This window comes from Streptomyces sp. NPDC052012, from assembly GCF_040689265.1.
Lineage (GTDB): Bacteria > Actinomycetota > Actinomycetes > Streptomycetales > Streptomycetaceae > Streptomyces.
The window spans coordinates 244,594-257,744 of record NZ_JBFAXA010000001.1 but is presented as its reverse complement, the minus strand read 5'-3'; the positions used below and the strand labels follow the sequence as shown (position 1 = coordinate 257,744).

Here is a 13,151-nt window from a genome sequence, read left to right as displayed (position 1 = left end):
CGTGTCCCCTCTCTTCCCCGCCCTGACCGACGGCCCGCCCGACCGGCCCGCCCTGCGCTTCGGCGACCGCGCGCTGACCTACGGGCAGCTCGGCGCGGCGGCCGCCGCCGTGACGGACGGCCTGCGGGGAGCTCGGCGAGTCGCCGTGTGGGCCACACCGGAGCTGGAGACGGCCGTCGCGGTCACGGCCGGGCTGCTCGCCGGTGTGCCCGTCGTGCCGCTGAACCCCAGGTCGGGCGAGAAGGAGCTCGGCCACATCCTGACCGACAGCGCGCCCGGCCTCCTGCTCACCGCGCCGGGCGCGCAGCTCCCCGCCCCGCTCGGCGACGTGCCCCGCCTCGATGTCGACGTGACCGCCACGTCACCCCGCCTCCCCGAGGACCGCGCCCTCGACGAAGACCCCGCCCTGATCGTCTACACCTCCGGCACCACCGGCCCGCCCAAGGGCGCCGTCATCCCGCGCCGGGCCGTCGCCGCCACCCTGGACGCGCTCGCCGACGCCTGGCAGTGGACCGGTGACGACGTCCTCGTGCACGGGCTGCCGCTGTTCCACGTGCACGGGCTGGTGCTGGGCGTGCTCGGCCCGCTCCGGCGCGGCGGCTCCGTGCGCCACCTCGGCCGCTTCACCACCGAGGGCGTGGCGCGGGAGCTGAACTCCGGCGCCACGATGCTGTTCGGTGTGCCGACGATGTACCACCGCATCGCGGAGGCGCTGCCCGCCGAGCCGGAGCTGGCCAAGGCGCTGTCCGGCGCCCGGCTGCTGGTGTCGGGCTCCGCCGCGCTGCCCGTGCACGACCACGAGCGGATCGCGGCGGCGACCGGCCGGCGCGTGATCGAGCGGTACGGCATGACGGAGACGCTGATGAACACCAGCGTCCGGGCGGACGGTGAGGCCCGCCCCGGCACGGTGGGTGTGCCGCTGCCGGGCGTGGAGCTGCGGCTGGTGGAGGAGGACGGCTCGCCGGTGACCTCGTACGACGGGGAGGCGGTCGGCGAGATCCAGGTGCGCGGACCGAACCTGTTCACCGAGTACCTCAACCGGCCCGACGCCACGGCGGGCGCGTTCACCGCCGACGGCTGGTTCCGCACCGGCGACATGGCGGTGCGCGAGCCCGACGGCTACGTCCGGATCGTCGGCCGCAAGGCCACGGATCTGATCAAGAGCGGCGGGTACAAGATCGGCGCCGGTGAGATCGAGAACGCGCTGCTGGAACACCCGGGGGTGCGGGAGGCGGCGGTGACCGGGGAACCGGACGCCGATCTGGGCGAGCGGATCGTGGCGTGGGTCGTGCCGGCGGATCCGCAGTCGCCGCCCGGGCTGGAGGAGTTGGCCGAGCATGTCGCCCGCCGCCTGGCCCCGCACAAGCGCCCGCGCGTGGTCCACCACCTCGACACGCTCCCCCGCAACGGCATGGGGAAGATCATGAAGCGGGCGCTGACCCATGGCTGACGGTCTCTCCGCCCGCGAGATCCTCGCCCTGATCACCGACGACTTCACCGAACTCCCCTCCCCCATACGGGAGTCCGCTCCCGGCGGCCCCCTCGCCTGGCCGGGCTACGACGGGGCCCGCGCCCGGGCCGCCGAACGCACCGGCGAGCAGGAGTCCGTGGTCTGCGGCACCGGGCGGGTCGAGGGCACCCGGGCGGTGCTGATCGCCTTCGAGTTCGGCTTCCTGGGTGGTTCCCTCGGCGAGCGCACCGGCGACCGTCTCGTGGCGGCGTACGCCCACGCCCGCGAGCACCGGCTGCCGGTGGTGCCGCTGGTCGCCACCGGCGGCAGCCGTATGCAGGAGGGCATGCTCGCACTCACCCAGCTCCAGCGCGTGGCCCGCGAGTCGGCGCTCACCCGCGAGGCCGGTCTTCCCCAGATCGCGGTCCTCCGCGATCCGACGACGGGCGGCGGCTGGGCCACCCTGGGCGCGGGCGCCGACATCGTCCTGGCTCTCCCCGGAGCCCAGGTCGGCTTCGCCGGATCGAGGGTCCGCCCCCCGGACGCGGACCCGACGGCGTACACGGCGGAGGCCCAGGTGGCGACGGGCGCCGCGGACGCACTGGTCCCCCCGGAGGAACTGCGGAAGACCCTGGGCCGCTGGCTGCGGCTGCTGTCACAGGAGCCGGCCGGACGGCCCGCCGACGCGCAGACCGACACACGGACGACCGATGCGCGGACGACCGAGGCGGCGACGACCGACGCGGCCACGACCAAGGCGGCCACGACCGATGCGCGGACGACCGACGCGGCCACGACCGAGGCGCCGACGACCGACGCCCCGCCGACCGACGCGGCCACGACCGAGGCGCGGACGACCGGCCCGTCCGCCGGCCCTCCCGGCCCCGCGTCCTCGGCGGGCCACTCCGCCCCGGACCGGGCCGCGCCCTCGGCCGAACACTCCGCCCCGGACCGGGCCGCACCCCCCGCCTCCGGCCCCCAGGACCGGCACATCGCCCCCGCCCCCGTCCCCGCCGCTCTCGGCAGCGCGGAGCTGCCCGCCACCGGATGGGATGCCGTGCGCCGGGCGCGCTCCCCCGAGCGTCCCCGCGCGCACGCCTACCTGGACGCCTACTTCACCTACCGGCTCGCGATCAGCGGCGACCGCTGCGGGGGCACCGATCCCGGCGGCATGCTGTGCGGCTTCGGCGAGCATCAGGGCCGTACCGTCGCCTATGCCGCGCAGACCGGGGCGGCGACGCGGCCGGCCGGGTACCGGACCGCCGCACGGCTGATCCGGCTCGCGGACCGGCTCGGGATCCCGGTGCTGACGCTGGTGGACACCCCGGGTGCGGCGAACGACGCGGAGGCGGAACGCCACGGCGCGGGGGCGGCGATCGCCGAGCTGTTCGGCGCCGTGGCCGCCGCCCGCACTCCGGTCACCACGCTCGTCATCGGCGAGGGCGGCTCCGGTGGCGCGCTCGCCCTGGCCGCGCCCGGCAACACCTGGGCCACGCCCGACAGTTACTTCTCGGTGATCGCCCCGGAGCTCGCCGCCGCGATCCTCAAGCGCCCGCCCGGCGAGGTGGAGTCCACGGCCGGTCAACTCCGCCTGAGACCACAGGATCTGACGGAGCTGGGAGTGGTGCGGGGGATCTCCGACCGAACAAGGGATCAGCTGTTCCCTGGAACGGGTGACCGTCGCCCATGAGGACGCATGAGGCCGGTGCGCCTGACGATGTTTACGGTGTGCGAGCGGCGAGCTGCAGACCGTAGTCACGAAGCGACCGCGGCGCCGGCTCCCCGTCCCAGGGAGCCGGCGCCGCTCTCGTGCGCCCACCCGCACTCCCCCCGCACCCCCCATTCAGCGGCCCCCCGCCCGGCCCCCCACGAAGGGCGCCCACCCCGGCCGCCGCGCACGATGGCGGTGAGGTCCGCCGTCCGGTGGGCCGTTGGTCCGCGCACTCGGGAGGATCTGCCGTGACCGCCAGTCTGGAGCAGTTGCGCCGCTGCCATTTCGCCGTCGACCTGGGCGCGGCCCGCACCCGGGTGTACGTCAAGGGCGCCGGGCTGGTCGTCGACCAGCCCTCCGCCGCCGCCGTCAACACCCGCACCGGCGCGCTGATCGCGGTCGGCGAGTTCGCGGAGAAGATGACCGGGCGGACCCCGGACTACATCCGGGTCGTCCGGCCCGTCTCCGGCGGCACGGTCGTGGACATCGAGATGGCGCAGCGCATGCTCCGGCATCTGCTCGGCGACCGGATCCGCCGCAACCTGCGCCGCAAGCCCCGGCTGCGCGCCGCCGCCTGCACCCCGCACGACGCCGATCCGCTCGCCCAGCGCGCCGCGATCGAGACGCTGGTCGGCCTCGGCGCCCGCCGGGTGGAGCTGGTGGACACGCTGATCGCCGCCGCCGTCGGCTGCGGTCTGCCGGTGGAGCGCCCCGAAGCCACCATGATCATGGTGTGCGGGGCGGCGGCCACCCAGGTGGCCGTGCTGTCCCTCGGCTCGATCGTGACGGCCGAGCGGATCCCCGTCGGCGGTGACGCGGTCGACCACGCGATCGTGCAGCACCTGCGTCACCAGCACGAACTGATGCTCCCCAGCCAGTCCGTACGGCCCTTGCAGCTCGCCCTGTCGGGCAACGGCCTCACCCCGCAGGGCCCGGAGTCCACGGAGATCCACGGCCGGGACGTGGCCACGGGCCTGGCCCGTTCCGTCAAGGTGGACACGGCCGCGGTGCGGCAGGCCATCCAGACACCGCTCACCGCCGTCCTGGACGGCATCGGCAAGGTGCTGCGCAACTGCCCGCCGGATCTGGTCGCCGACCTCGCCGACCGGGGGATCATGATGGTCGGCGGCAGCGCCCTGCTGCCGGGCCTGGACCAGATGCTGCGTCAGGCGACGGGCATGCCCGTGCACATCGCCGAACGGCCGGACGTGTGCGCCGTACAGGGCCTGGGCGCCATGCTCGAGGGCAAGATCACCCCGCTGGTGCTGGACCCGCTGGCGACCTGAGCCGGGCCGGGACCGCCCCCGGCCAGGGGGTTCTCAGCGCGCGAACCAGCAGCGGATCGTCGTGCCCTCGTCGCCGGTGTGGACGCGCACCAGGTCGGCGATCAGATTGACCAGCAGCAGCCCGCGTCCGCCACGCTGCTCACGCGGCACGGGCCGGCGTCCGGCGAGCGGATCGGTGAGCCGCCCCCGGTCGCGCACCTCGCACACCACGTGCCCGTCGTCCGCCCACACCCGCAGCACTCCCGTGCCGCCGCCGTGCACCACGCTGTTCGTGGTCAGCTCGGCCGTGGCGAGCGCCAGGTCCTCCAGCCGCATCCCGGTCAGTCCGAGCCGGCGCCCCTCGTCCGCGGCGGTGTGCCGGGCCTGGGTGAGCGTCTCGGCCTCGAACGGGAAGACCAGCGCGTCCGGTGCCGCCGGCAGCGGCTCGTTGTAGCGGGCGACGATCTCCTCGGGCGCGTACGCGGCGCTGTCCCGCTCCGGTCCGGAGCCGGCGGCGATGACGGTGGGGTGGGTGGCGTAGGCGTCGGCGAGTACGTGCTCCGGCAGCCGCCGCTCGTCGTAGGGGCACAGGATCGTGGCCGTACGGCCCTGGAACGCGGCGTTGATGAGCGCCTCGTGCTGGACGCAGGCGGGGTACTCGGTCGCGGAGCGACCGGCCCAGATCGGCTCGCCGATGATCCGCACGCGCCGCCCGTCCGGCTGGGCGTCGAAGAACTTGCGCAGCACGCCGGGGATGATCCGGCCGGGGTTGCGTCCGGCCTCCCGCATGTCCAGCAGGTGCACCGAGGTGGCGTCGTCGCCGAGCGCGTCCCGGATCAGCCGCAGGTTGTCACCGGGCACGGCGACCGCCACGGGCTCGCCGGCGGCGAGGCCCTCGCGGACGAAGGAGACGGTCCCGTCGAGGTACTGCTGCTCGTCCCGGTAGAAGAGGGCGGGATGGACGAAGGGCTCGGATGAGTCCTGACCGGTTTCGACGTGATGGGCCGCTGTACTCATGACATCGACACCTCGATCGTCGAAAGGTCGGGCCAGAACATCTCCAGGACCCGTCGCAGCGCGGGCGGCGGCCGGTGCACCACGAACCGCCCGCCGTCCGGCAGCCGCTCGGCCGCGGCCGCGAGCGCTCCGGCGCCCGCGACGTCGACGAACGTCACCTCGGACAGCTCCAGGTAGTACACGCCCTCACCTTCGCGCACCGCCTGCTCCAGCACGCGGTTCCATATCGTGCGCGTGGCCAGGCCGATCTCGCCGGCCGCGCGGACACCCCGGCGTCCGTCCAGCGGACGTACCGTGAGACGCGCCGGTGGTCCGGTCTCGCACGGCGGCGGTCTGCCCGTGCCGTCAGTGCTCAACGCCGTCTCCTCACGTCCGGACGATCACGCGTGTACCCCGTCGGATCCCGGTCATTCCCCGCCCCGGCGTGTAGTACGCCGCGGGGTGGGCAGGCGCACCCCCAGCGCAGCCGGGACGGTCCGCAGCCTACCGCCCCGGATCCGGCGACGACCCACCAGAGCGACAGGCCCTTAGGCGGTGACATGACCTTCGCGGCACCACCCCCTTACTCGGGAAGGCTGAACACCTTGGTCATCGGCGGGCGCATCGACGCGGACCGGGCCCTGCTCACGCCCCGCGGTGAGCTGGTCCACGGGTGCGCGGACGCCCTGGCCGAGAAGCTGGCGCAACTGCCCGCCACCACGGCGCGGGTGGACGTGGACATGAGCGGCGTGCACTTCATGGACACGGCCGCGCTGCAATTCCTGGACGTCCTGCGCGACTTCGGCCGCCGACGCCGCCTGCCGGTGACGGCCACCCGCTGGAACGGCCAGCCGCGCCGCATCCTGGAGCTGGCCGGCCTGAACACCACGGACCCCCTGAACTCCCCCACCCCCGCACAGCCGGCGCCGCTCGCCTCGGCCGTGGCCCAGGAGCGGGCGGAGCGACTCCACGTCCTTCAGGAGGAGATCGAACAGCTCCGCCACGCCATCGCCTCCCGCCCGGTCATCGACCAGGCCCGCGGCATCCTCATGGCGACCCACGGCTGCACGTCCGACGAGGCCTGGCACGTCCTGCGCGAAGCCTCCCAGCTCTCCAACACCAAGCTCCGCGAGATAGCGGCGGCGGTCACCGCGGGCGCCACACCCGACGGCCCCCGCCCACCGGAGAAGCTACGGCAGGCCCTGTCCCGCGCCCTGTCCCGCCGACGCTCCGGGACAGGGGGCGGTCCCCCGTAGGGGCGCGTGTCCTGAAGCACCCCCGTCCCGGCCGTCCGGGTGGTCAGCGCCGTCGCGCGTACAGCTCCCGAGTCGCCGTCGTGAAGCGGGCCAGTGCGTCCGGCAGCGGGTCGATGCCGATGCCCGGCGCGGTGGGCACGGGCAGGTGGCCGTCCCGGAGGACGAACGGTTCGGTGATGTCCTCGGCGAAGTACCGGCTGGAGGCGGAGGTGTCGCCGGGGAGGGTGCAGCCCGGGAGGGCGGCGAGCGCCAGGTTGGGGGCGCGGCCGATGCCCGTCTCCAGCATTCCGCCGCACCACACCGGCACGCCGTGGGCGGCTGCCACGTCGTGGATGCGCCGGGCTTCCGGATAGCCGCCGACGCGGGCCGGTTTGACGTTGACGACCCGGCAGGCGTCCATCGCGATCGCGGCCGCCGCGTCGCGAGCGGAGTGGATCGACTCGTCCAGGCAGACGGGGGTGGCCAGACGCTTCTGGAGCCGGGCGTGGGCGTGGAGGTTGTTCTCCTCCAGCGGCTCCTCGATCAGCAGCAGCCCGAAGTCGTCGAGTCTGCGCAGGTGTTCGGCGTCGGCGAGGGTGTAGGCGGTGTTGGCGTCGACCTGGAGCGGGAGTGCGTCGCCGAAGCGTTCGCGTACGGCGCGCACGGGCTCGACGTCCCAGCCGGGCTCGATCTTCAGCTTGATGCGGAGGTAGCCCTCGGCGAGGTACCGCTCGACGTCGTCGAGCAGTTCCGGGACGGAGTTCTTGATGCCGACCGAGACCCCGGCGGGCACCTGTTCGTGGACCGCGCCGAGAAAGGTCGCCAGTGACATCCCGTAGGCGCGCAGTTCGGCGTCGAGGAGGGCGGTCTCCAGGGCGGCCTTGGCGAGCTCGTGGCCCTTGACGGCGGCCATGGCGGGGGCGACGGCCGCGGTCGTCGGCGCGGGCAGAGCGGCGACGCGTGGCAGCAGGAAGTCCCGTACGACCATCTCGGCGCCGGCGACGAACTCCGGGCAGTACAGCGGCTCCGGGTCGGCGGCGAACTCCGACCAGCCCTCGGACTCGTCGGTCACCACGTGCAGCAGGAAGGTGTCCTTGCTGGTCATCGTGCCGAACGAGGTGCGGAACGGGGTGACGAGCGGGATGGCGACGTGGAGCAGTTCGACGCGTTCGAGCTTCATCAGTGCTCCTCGCGGGAAGAGGCGTTCTCGCGGCGGGTCAGCAGGTACCAGCCGTCGCGGGACATGGCCGTCGCGCGCAGGCCCTCGGCGTACGCCTCGGTGAAGACCTCACGCACGGCGTGCCGCCAGTGGAGGGCGAGCGCCGGGTCGGCGGCGCGCAGCGCGACGATGTCCTCGGGCACCCGGCACCACAGCCGGTCCCCGTCGCGCAGGGCGAGCGGGCCGCCGTCCGGTGCGCGGCGGACGACGTCGGCGGCCGAGCGGCCGTCGGCGGGGTCGTCCGTCCCCGTGGTCCCCGTCACCAGGTCCCACTCGACGGTCAGGCGGTCGCTCTCGTCGCCGTTGTTCACGCCGTCGCTCATCGGCCCGTAGAAGTCGACCAGGTACTCGCCACCGGTGGCGCCCAGCTTGGCCAGGTTGAAGCGGGCGTTGCGGCCGACCAGGGGGTCGAAGGTCCAGCGCATGGTGGTGGCGCCGCGCTCCAGCGCCCACAGCCGCTGCGCCTGCTTGACCGCGAAGCCGACGCCCCGGCCGGAGGCGTTCGCCGCCGCCACGAGCGAGTACACCTCCCGCTGGTCGGGCGTCCCGAACACCGCCACAGCCGCCCCGGCGAGCCGTTCGCCCGACGGCCCGGCGCGGTACGCCGCGTGCACCGCGCCACCGGCGTGCACCAGGCTGTGCAGCACCTCGGAGGGGTAGGGCGGGGTGGCGCGTGGCGTCTGCCACACATCGGCGAGGAAGTCGGCCACGGCACGGATCCCGGGCACGTCGTGCACGGTACGGACCGCGACTCCGGCGGTGCGGGCCGCGGCCTCGGCGGCGTTCGGGGCGCCGGCCGCCGCCGCGGACCCGGCGGCGGAGATCGTCACTGGTGTCATGCCCCGAGTCTCCAGGGACACAGCCGGCCGCCCCTTGTCGCCTGGCACAATGAGAGCCCGTGCTTCTGTGCCGATCGGCCAAGGCTCCGAGCGGCTCTCGGCCGATAGAACGCCCCTCATCCCCCTGTGCCCCGCCCCACCGGAGAGCCCGAACGCCCATGGACGCCCGCACCCTCGAGGAACTTCTCGACACCCTCGGCGAGCCGGTGCTCCGGGTGCTCGCGGCCCCGGCCGGCCTCACCACACCCGTCACCGAGGTCCTGCTGCACGACGCCGGGGCCCCGTTCCCGCGCCGCGCCCCCGGCGCCCTGCTGCTGGCGGTCGGGGCCCGAGCGGGTGACATCGGCCCGCTGGCACGCGATGCCGCTCAGGCGCGGATGGCCGGACTCGTCGTACGGGACGGGGACGGGCAGCCCGACACGGTGGCTGCGGCGCAGGCCCACGGCCTCGCGCTGCTCGCCGTCGACGAGGACGCCGCCTGGCACCACGTGCATCTGCTGCTGGCCTCCGCGGTCGGTTCCCGGCCCGGCGCGGCGGGCGGCGGGGCCGCCTTCGGCGACCTGTTCGCGCTCGCCAACGCGGTGGCCGCGGCCGTGGGCGGCGCGACCGTCGTCGAGGACGCCCGCCAGCGGATCCTGGCCTACTCCACCGTCCCCGGACAGGCCGTCGACGAGGCCCGGCGGCAGAGCATCCTGGGCCGGCAGGTGCCGAGCAGCCCCGAGAACACCGAGCAGTACCGCGCCCTGTTCGCCGCCCCCGGCCCCCTGCGCCTGGCCGCACTCGACGGCGACGAGCTGCCGCGGCTCGCCGTCGCGATCCGCGCGGGCGGCGAGACGCTGGGGTCGATATGGGTCGTCGACGACGGGCGGCTCGGCCGCGATGCCGAGGCCGCGCTCACCCAGGGCGCGTCCACGGCCGCCCTGCTCCTGCTGCGGGCACGGGCGAGCGAGGAACTGTCCCGGCACCTGACGAGCGACCTGCTGCGCCGTCTGCTCGACGGCACCGCCGACCCCGCCGGCGCCGGGCACCGCCTCGGCCTCGCCGTCGGCACCCCGGTCCGCGTCGCGGCCTTCACCCTCGACAGCGCGGTGTCCGCGCCCGACGGGGAGCAGACCGCGCTGCGGCTGCTCGACCTGGTGCGGCTCCAGTGCGAGGCACGGTACGGGCGGCACGCGTGCGTGCTGGTCGACGGGCATGTGTACGCGCTGCTGCCGGTGACCGATGAGCGCGGTGGGGAGCGGCACCGACGGCTCGCCGAGGACATCGTGCGGCGCGCGGGACAGGCGCTGCGGGTGCCGGTGCGGGCCGGGCTGGGCGACGTGGTCCCGGACCTGGCGGCCGTACGCGACTCACGGGACGACGCCGACCTCGTCCTGCGGGTGCTCGGCCCGGACGAGGACGTGGCCGCCGCGACCGACGTACGCGCCCGTGTCACTCTGCTGCGGCTGCGTGAACTCATCGGCGAGCAGCGGGCGTTGACGGCGGGTGCCTGGCGGGAGGTCCTGGCGTACGACGCCGAGCACGGCACCGAGTACGCCAGAACCCTGGTGTGCTGGCTGGACAGCGGATGCGACATGGCGCGGGCGGCGAAGCTGCTCGCCGTGCACCCCAACACCTGCCGGTACCGGGTCAGGCAGGCGCAGCAGCATCTCGGCATCGACCTGGACGACCCGGACGAGCGGCTGGTGCTGTGGCTGCAGCTGCGGACGCTCGGAGGCCTGCGCGGCTCCCCGGCGGCCGGCGCCGCGCGGTCCGCCGGCCGGGACCGCACGTCCCGCTGAGGTCAGCCGCCTCTGCCTCGTGAGGGTCAGCCGCTCAGCCAGGCCGCGAGCCGGGCCTCGCACTCGCGCAGCTGCCCGACGCGCACGTACTCCCCGGCGGTGTGCGCGAGGGCCGGGTCACCCGGGCCGTAGTTGAGCGCGGGCGTGCCGAGCGCGGCGAAGCGGGCGACGTCGGTCCAGCCCAGCTTGGGGCGGGGTGCCCTGCCCAGGACCTCGACGAGCGAGGCGACCGGGCCCTGTCCGAGCCCGGGCAGGGCTCCCGGCACGACCTCGGTGACCTCGACCTCGTACTCGGGGAAGAGGCCGCGCAGATACGCCTTGGCCTGCCCGGCCGAACGGCTCGGCGCGAAGCGCAGGTTGACCGTGATCACACAGGTGTCGGGGACGACGTTCTCGGCGACGCCCGCGCGGACGGCCACCGCGTTCAGCCCCTCGCGGTACTCCAGGCCGTCGATGACGATCCGCTCGGGGGCGTGGTCGTCGAGGCGCCGGAGCACGGCGGCCGCTCGGTGCGCGGCGTTGACGCCCATCCAGGATCGGGCGGTGTGCGCGCGCTCGCCGCGCACCGTGATCTCCGCGTTCAGGACACCCTGGCAGCCCGCCTCGACGCCCGCGTCGGACGGCTCCATCAGGATCGCCAGGTCCGCCTTGAGCAGGTCGGGGCGTTCGGCGGCGATCCGGTTCAGGCCGTTGCGGTCGCCGGAGACCTCCTCGCACTCGTAGAAGACGTAACTGACGTCGCGTACGGGTGCGGTCAGGGTGGCCGCGAGGCGCAGGGCGACGGCGACGCCGCCCTTCATGTCGCATGCCCCGAGCCCGTGGAGCAGCTCTCCGTCCAGCCGGGAGGGCAGGTTGCCGGCGACCGGGACGGTGTCCAGGTGGCCGGCGATGACGACGCGCTCGGCGCGGCCCGCGTCGGTGCGGGCCACGACGGAGTTGCCGATGCGTTCGACCGTCAGGTGCGCGCAGGCGCGCAGCGCGGACTCCACGGCGCCGGCGAGAGCGGCCTCGTGGCCGCTCTCGGACGGAGTGTCCACCAGGGCCCGGGTGAGGTCCACCAGGTCGCCGGCCGGGTTCAGCGAGGTCATACGGCGGTCTCCTCCTGCGGGGCGGGCCGGTTGAGCCGGGAGTGTCTGATGCCGTAGAGCGCGTAGACCGCGAACCCGACCGCCATCCACAGGCCGAACGCGATCCAGGTGTCGGCACCGAGGCCCCACATCACGTAGCCGCAGCACAGGATGCCCAGCAGGCAGGTCACCGGGGCGAGTGGCACGCGGAAGCTGCGCGGCGCCTCGGGGCTGCGCCGACGCAGGATCAGGACGGCACAGTTGACGAGCGCGAACGCGAACAGGGTGCCGATGCTGGTCGCGTCGGCAAGCGCGCCCAGCGGCACCAGTGCGGCGAGCACCATGACGAACGCGGACACGATGAGCGTGTTGGCGCGGGGCACCCCGGTCCTCGGGTGGACCTTGGCGAACACGGACGGCACCAGGCCGTCGCGCGCCATCGAGAACAGGATGCGCGTCTGCCCGTACTGCACGGCGAGGACGACGCTCGTGGTGGCGACGACCGCGCCGACGGACAGCAGGATCGGCCACAGGCTGCCGCCGCCGACCGAGCGGACCAGCACCTCGCTCAAGGTCGCCTCGGTACCCGCGAACTGCTGCCACGGCATGGCGCCGACCGCCGCGATGGCCACCGCGCAGTACAGCGCGGTGATGAGCCCGAGGGAGAGGAGGATGGCGCGCGGCAGGTCCCGCTGCGGGTTCTTCGCCTCCTCACCGGCCGTCGACGCGGCGTCGAAGCCTATGTAGGAGAAGAACAGCGAGGCGGCACCCGCACTCACGCCCGCCATGCCGAGCGGGAACAGCGGCTGGAAGTTCCCGGCGCGGAACGCGGTGAACGCGACGGCGCAGAACATCACCAGGGCGGCCACCTTCACCGCCACCATGACCGTGTTGACGACGGCGCTCTCGCGGGCGCCGCGCAGCAGCACCACCATGGCGAGGGCGACGATCGCGGCGGCCGGGACGTTCAGCACACCGCCCGCGCCCGGCGGGGCGGCCAGCGACTCGGGCAGCGTCCAGCCGACGGTGAGCTCCAGAAGCTCGTTCACGTACTGGCCCCAGCCCACCGCGACCGCGGCGACCGAGACGCCGTACTCCAGCACCAGACACCAGCCGCAGACCCACGCGACCAGCTCGCCGAGGGTGGCGTAGGCATAGCTGTACGAGGATCCGGCGCCCGGGATCATGCCCGCCAGTTCGGCGTAGGACAGGGCGGAGAACAGCGCGGTGATCCCGGCGAGCACGAAGGAGACCACGACGGCGGGGCCCGCCTCGGGCACCGCCTGGCCGAGGACGACGAAGATCCCGGTGCCGAGGGTGGCGCCCACGCTGAGCAGCGTGAGCTGGGTGAGCCCCATCGTCCGGCGCAGCTCGCCACCACCGGCCTCGGCCACCAGATCGGTGACATCCCGCCGCCGCGTCAGCCTGCTCGTGGCCCCGCCCCCACCCGCGGATCTCGGCGGTCTCGGCGAGCTCGTCCGTACCGTGTCCATCGCGCCCACTCCTCTCACAGCTCCCACTCCGGCCCGACGATGATGCGGAACGGCGGGAGGAGGAGGGGTGTGCGTGCCGGCCAAGATGGCGAGGG

The 13,151-nt window shown here is 74.5% G+C and carries 11 protein-coding genes; 5 read left to right on the top strand and 6 right to left on the bottom strand.

Annotated features, from left to right (window positions below):
• The first annotated feature begins 1 nt into the window (after position 1).
• From AB0412_RS01135 to AB0412_RS01125, 3 genes are all read left to right on the top strand, one after another.
• Entirely contained in the window at positions 2-1,450 is a 1,449-nt protein-coding gene (locus AB0412_RS01135; protein WP_366400331.1) for an acyl-CoA synthetase, read from the top strand.
• Positions 1,443-3,140 carry a carboxyl transferase domain-containing protein gene (locus tag AB0412_RS01130; RefSeq protein ID WP_366400330.1) on the top strand — a complete coding sequence of 566 codons (1,698 nt, stop codon included), beginning with the start codon at positions 1,443-1,445 and terminating at the stop codon, positions 3,138-3,140. The genes AB0412_RS01135 and AB0412_RS01130 overlap by 8 nt, the downstream gene beginning before the upstream one ends.
• Before the next feature lie 269 nt (positions 3,141-3,409).
• A complete protein-coding gene (locus tag AB0412_RS01125; protein WP_366400329.1) occupies positions 3,410-4,447 on the top strand; it encodes a rod shape-determining protein in 1,038 nt (345 codons plus the stop codon).
• Positions 4,448-4,480: 33 nt separating this feature from the next.
• Here AB0412_RS01125 and AB0412_RS01120 read toward each other — a convergent pair whose 3' ends face one another.
• Together AB0412_RS01120 and AB0412_RS01115 are read right to left on the bottom strand one after the other, a co-directional pair.
• A complete protein-coding gene (locus AB0412_RS01120) occupies positions 4,481-5,443 on the bottom strand; it encodes a sensor histidine kinase (protein WP_366400328.1) in 963 nt (320 codons plus the stop codon).
• Entirely contained in the window at positions 5,440-5,799 is a 360-nt protein-coding gene (locus AB0412_RS01115; protein WP_366400327.1) for an STAS domain-containing protein, read from the bottom strand. The genes AB0412_RS01120 and AB0412_RS01115 overlap by 4 nt, the downstream gene beginning before the upstream one ends.
• A gap of 183 nt (positions 5,800-5,982) precedes the next feature.
• Here AB0412_RS01115 and AB0412_RS01110 point away from each other — a divergent pair, with 183 nt between their 5' ends.
• Positions 5,983-6,678 carry an ANTAR domain-containing protein gene (locus AB0412_RS01110; protein WP_366400326.1) on the top strand — a complete coding sequence of 232 codons (696 nt, stop codon included), beginning with the start codon at positions 5,983-5,985 and terminating at the stop codon, positions 6,676-6,678.
• 43 nt (positions 6,679-6,721) lie between these two features.
• On the opposite strand, the gene menC is transcribed toward AB0412_RS01110, so the two are convergent.
• Both menC and AB0412_RS01100 read right to left on the bottom strand, forming a co-directional pair.
• Positions 6,722-7,837, bottom strand: a complete 1,116-nt coding sequence (gene menC, locus AB0412_RS01105; RefSeq protein WP_366400325.1) for an o-succinylbenzoate synthase — start codon at positions 7,835-7,837, stop codon at positions 6,722-6,724.
• Positions 7,837-8,715: a chorismate synthase gene (locus AB0412_RS01100; RefSeq protein WP_366400324.1), complete on the bottom strand. Its 879-nt coding sequence runs from the start codon at positions 8,713-8,715 to the stop codon at positions 7,837-7,839. Before AB0412_RS01100 ends, menC begins: the two co-directional genes overlap by 1 nt.
• A 158-nt stretch (positions 8,716-8,873) precedes the next feature.
• Between AB0412_RS01100 and AB0412_RS01095 the strand changes: the two genes are divergently transcribed.
• Positions 8,874-10,496: a helix-turn-helix domain-containing protein gene (locus tag AB0412_RS01095; RefSeq protein WP_366400323.1), complete on the top strand. Its 1,623-nt coding sequence runs from the start codon at positions 8,874-8,876 to the stop codon at positions 10,494-10,496.
• 26 nt (positions 10,497-10,522) lie between these two features.
• Here the strand turns inward: AB0412_RS01095 and dapE are convergent, their stop codons facing one another.
• Complete coding sequence (dapE, locus tag AB0412_RS01090; protein WP_366400322.1) at positions 10,523-11,584, bottom strand: succinyl-diaminopimelate desuccinylase; 1,062 nt, start codon at positions 11,582-11,584, stop codon at positions 10,523-10,525.
• A complete protein-coding gene (locus tag AB0412_RS01085) occupies positions 11,581-13,056 on the bottom strand; it encodes an amino acid permease (protein ID WP_366400321.1) in 1,476 nt (491 codons plus the stop codon). Before AB0412_RS01085 ends, dapE begins: the two co-directional genes overlap by 4 nt.
• Between the last annotated feature and the right edge of the window lie 95 nt (positions 13,057-13,151).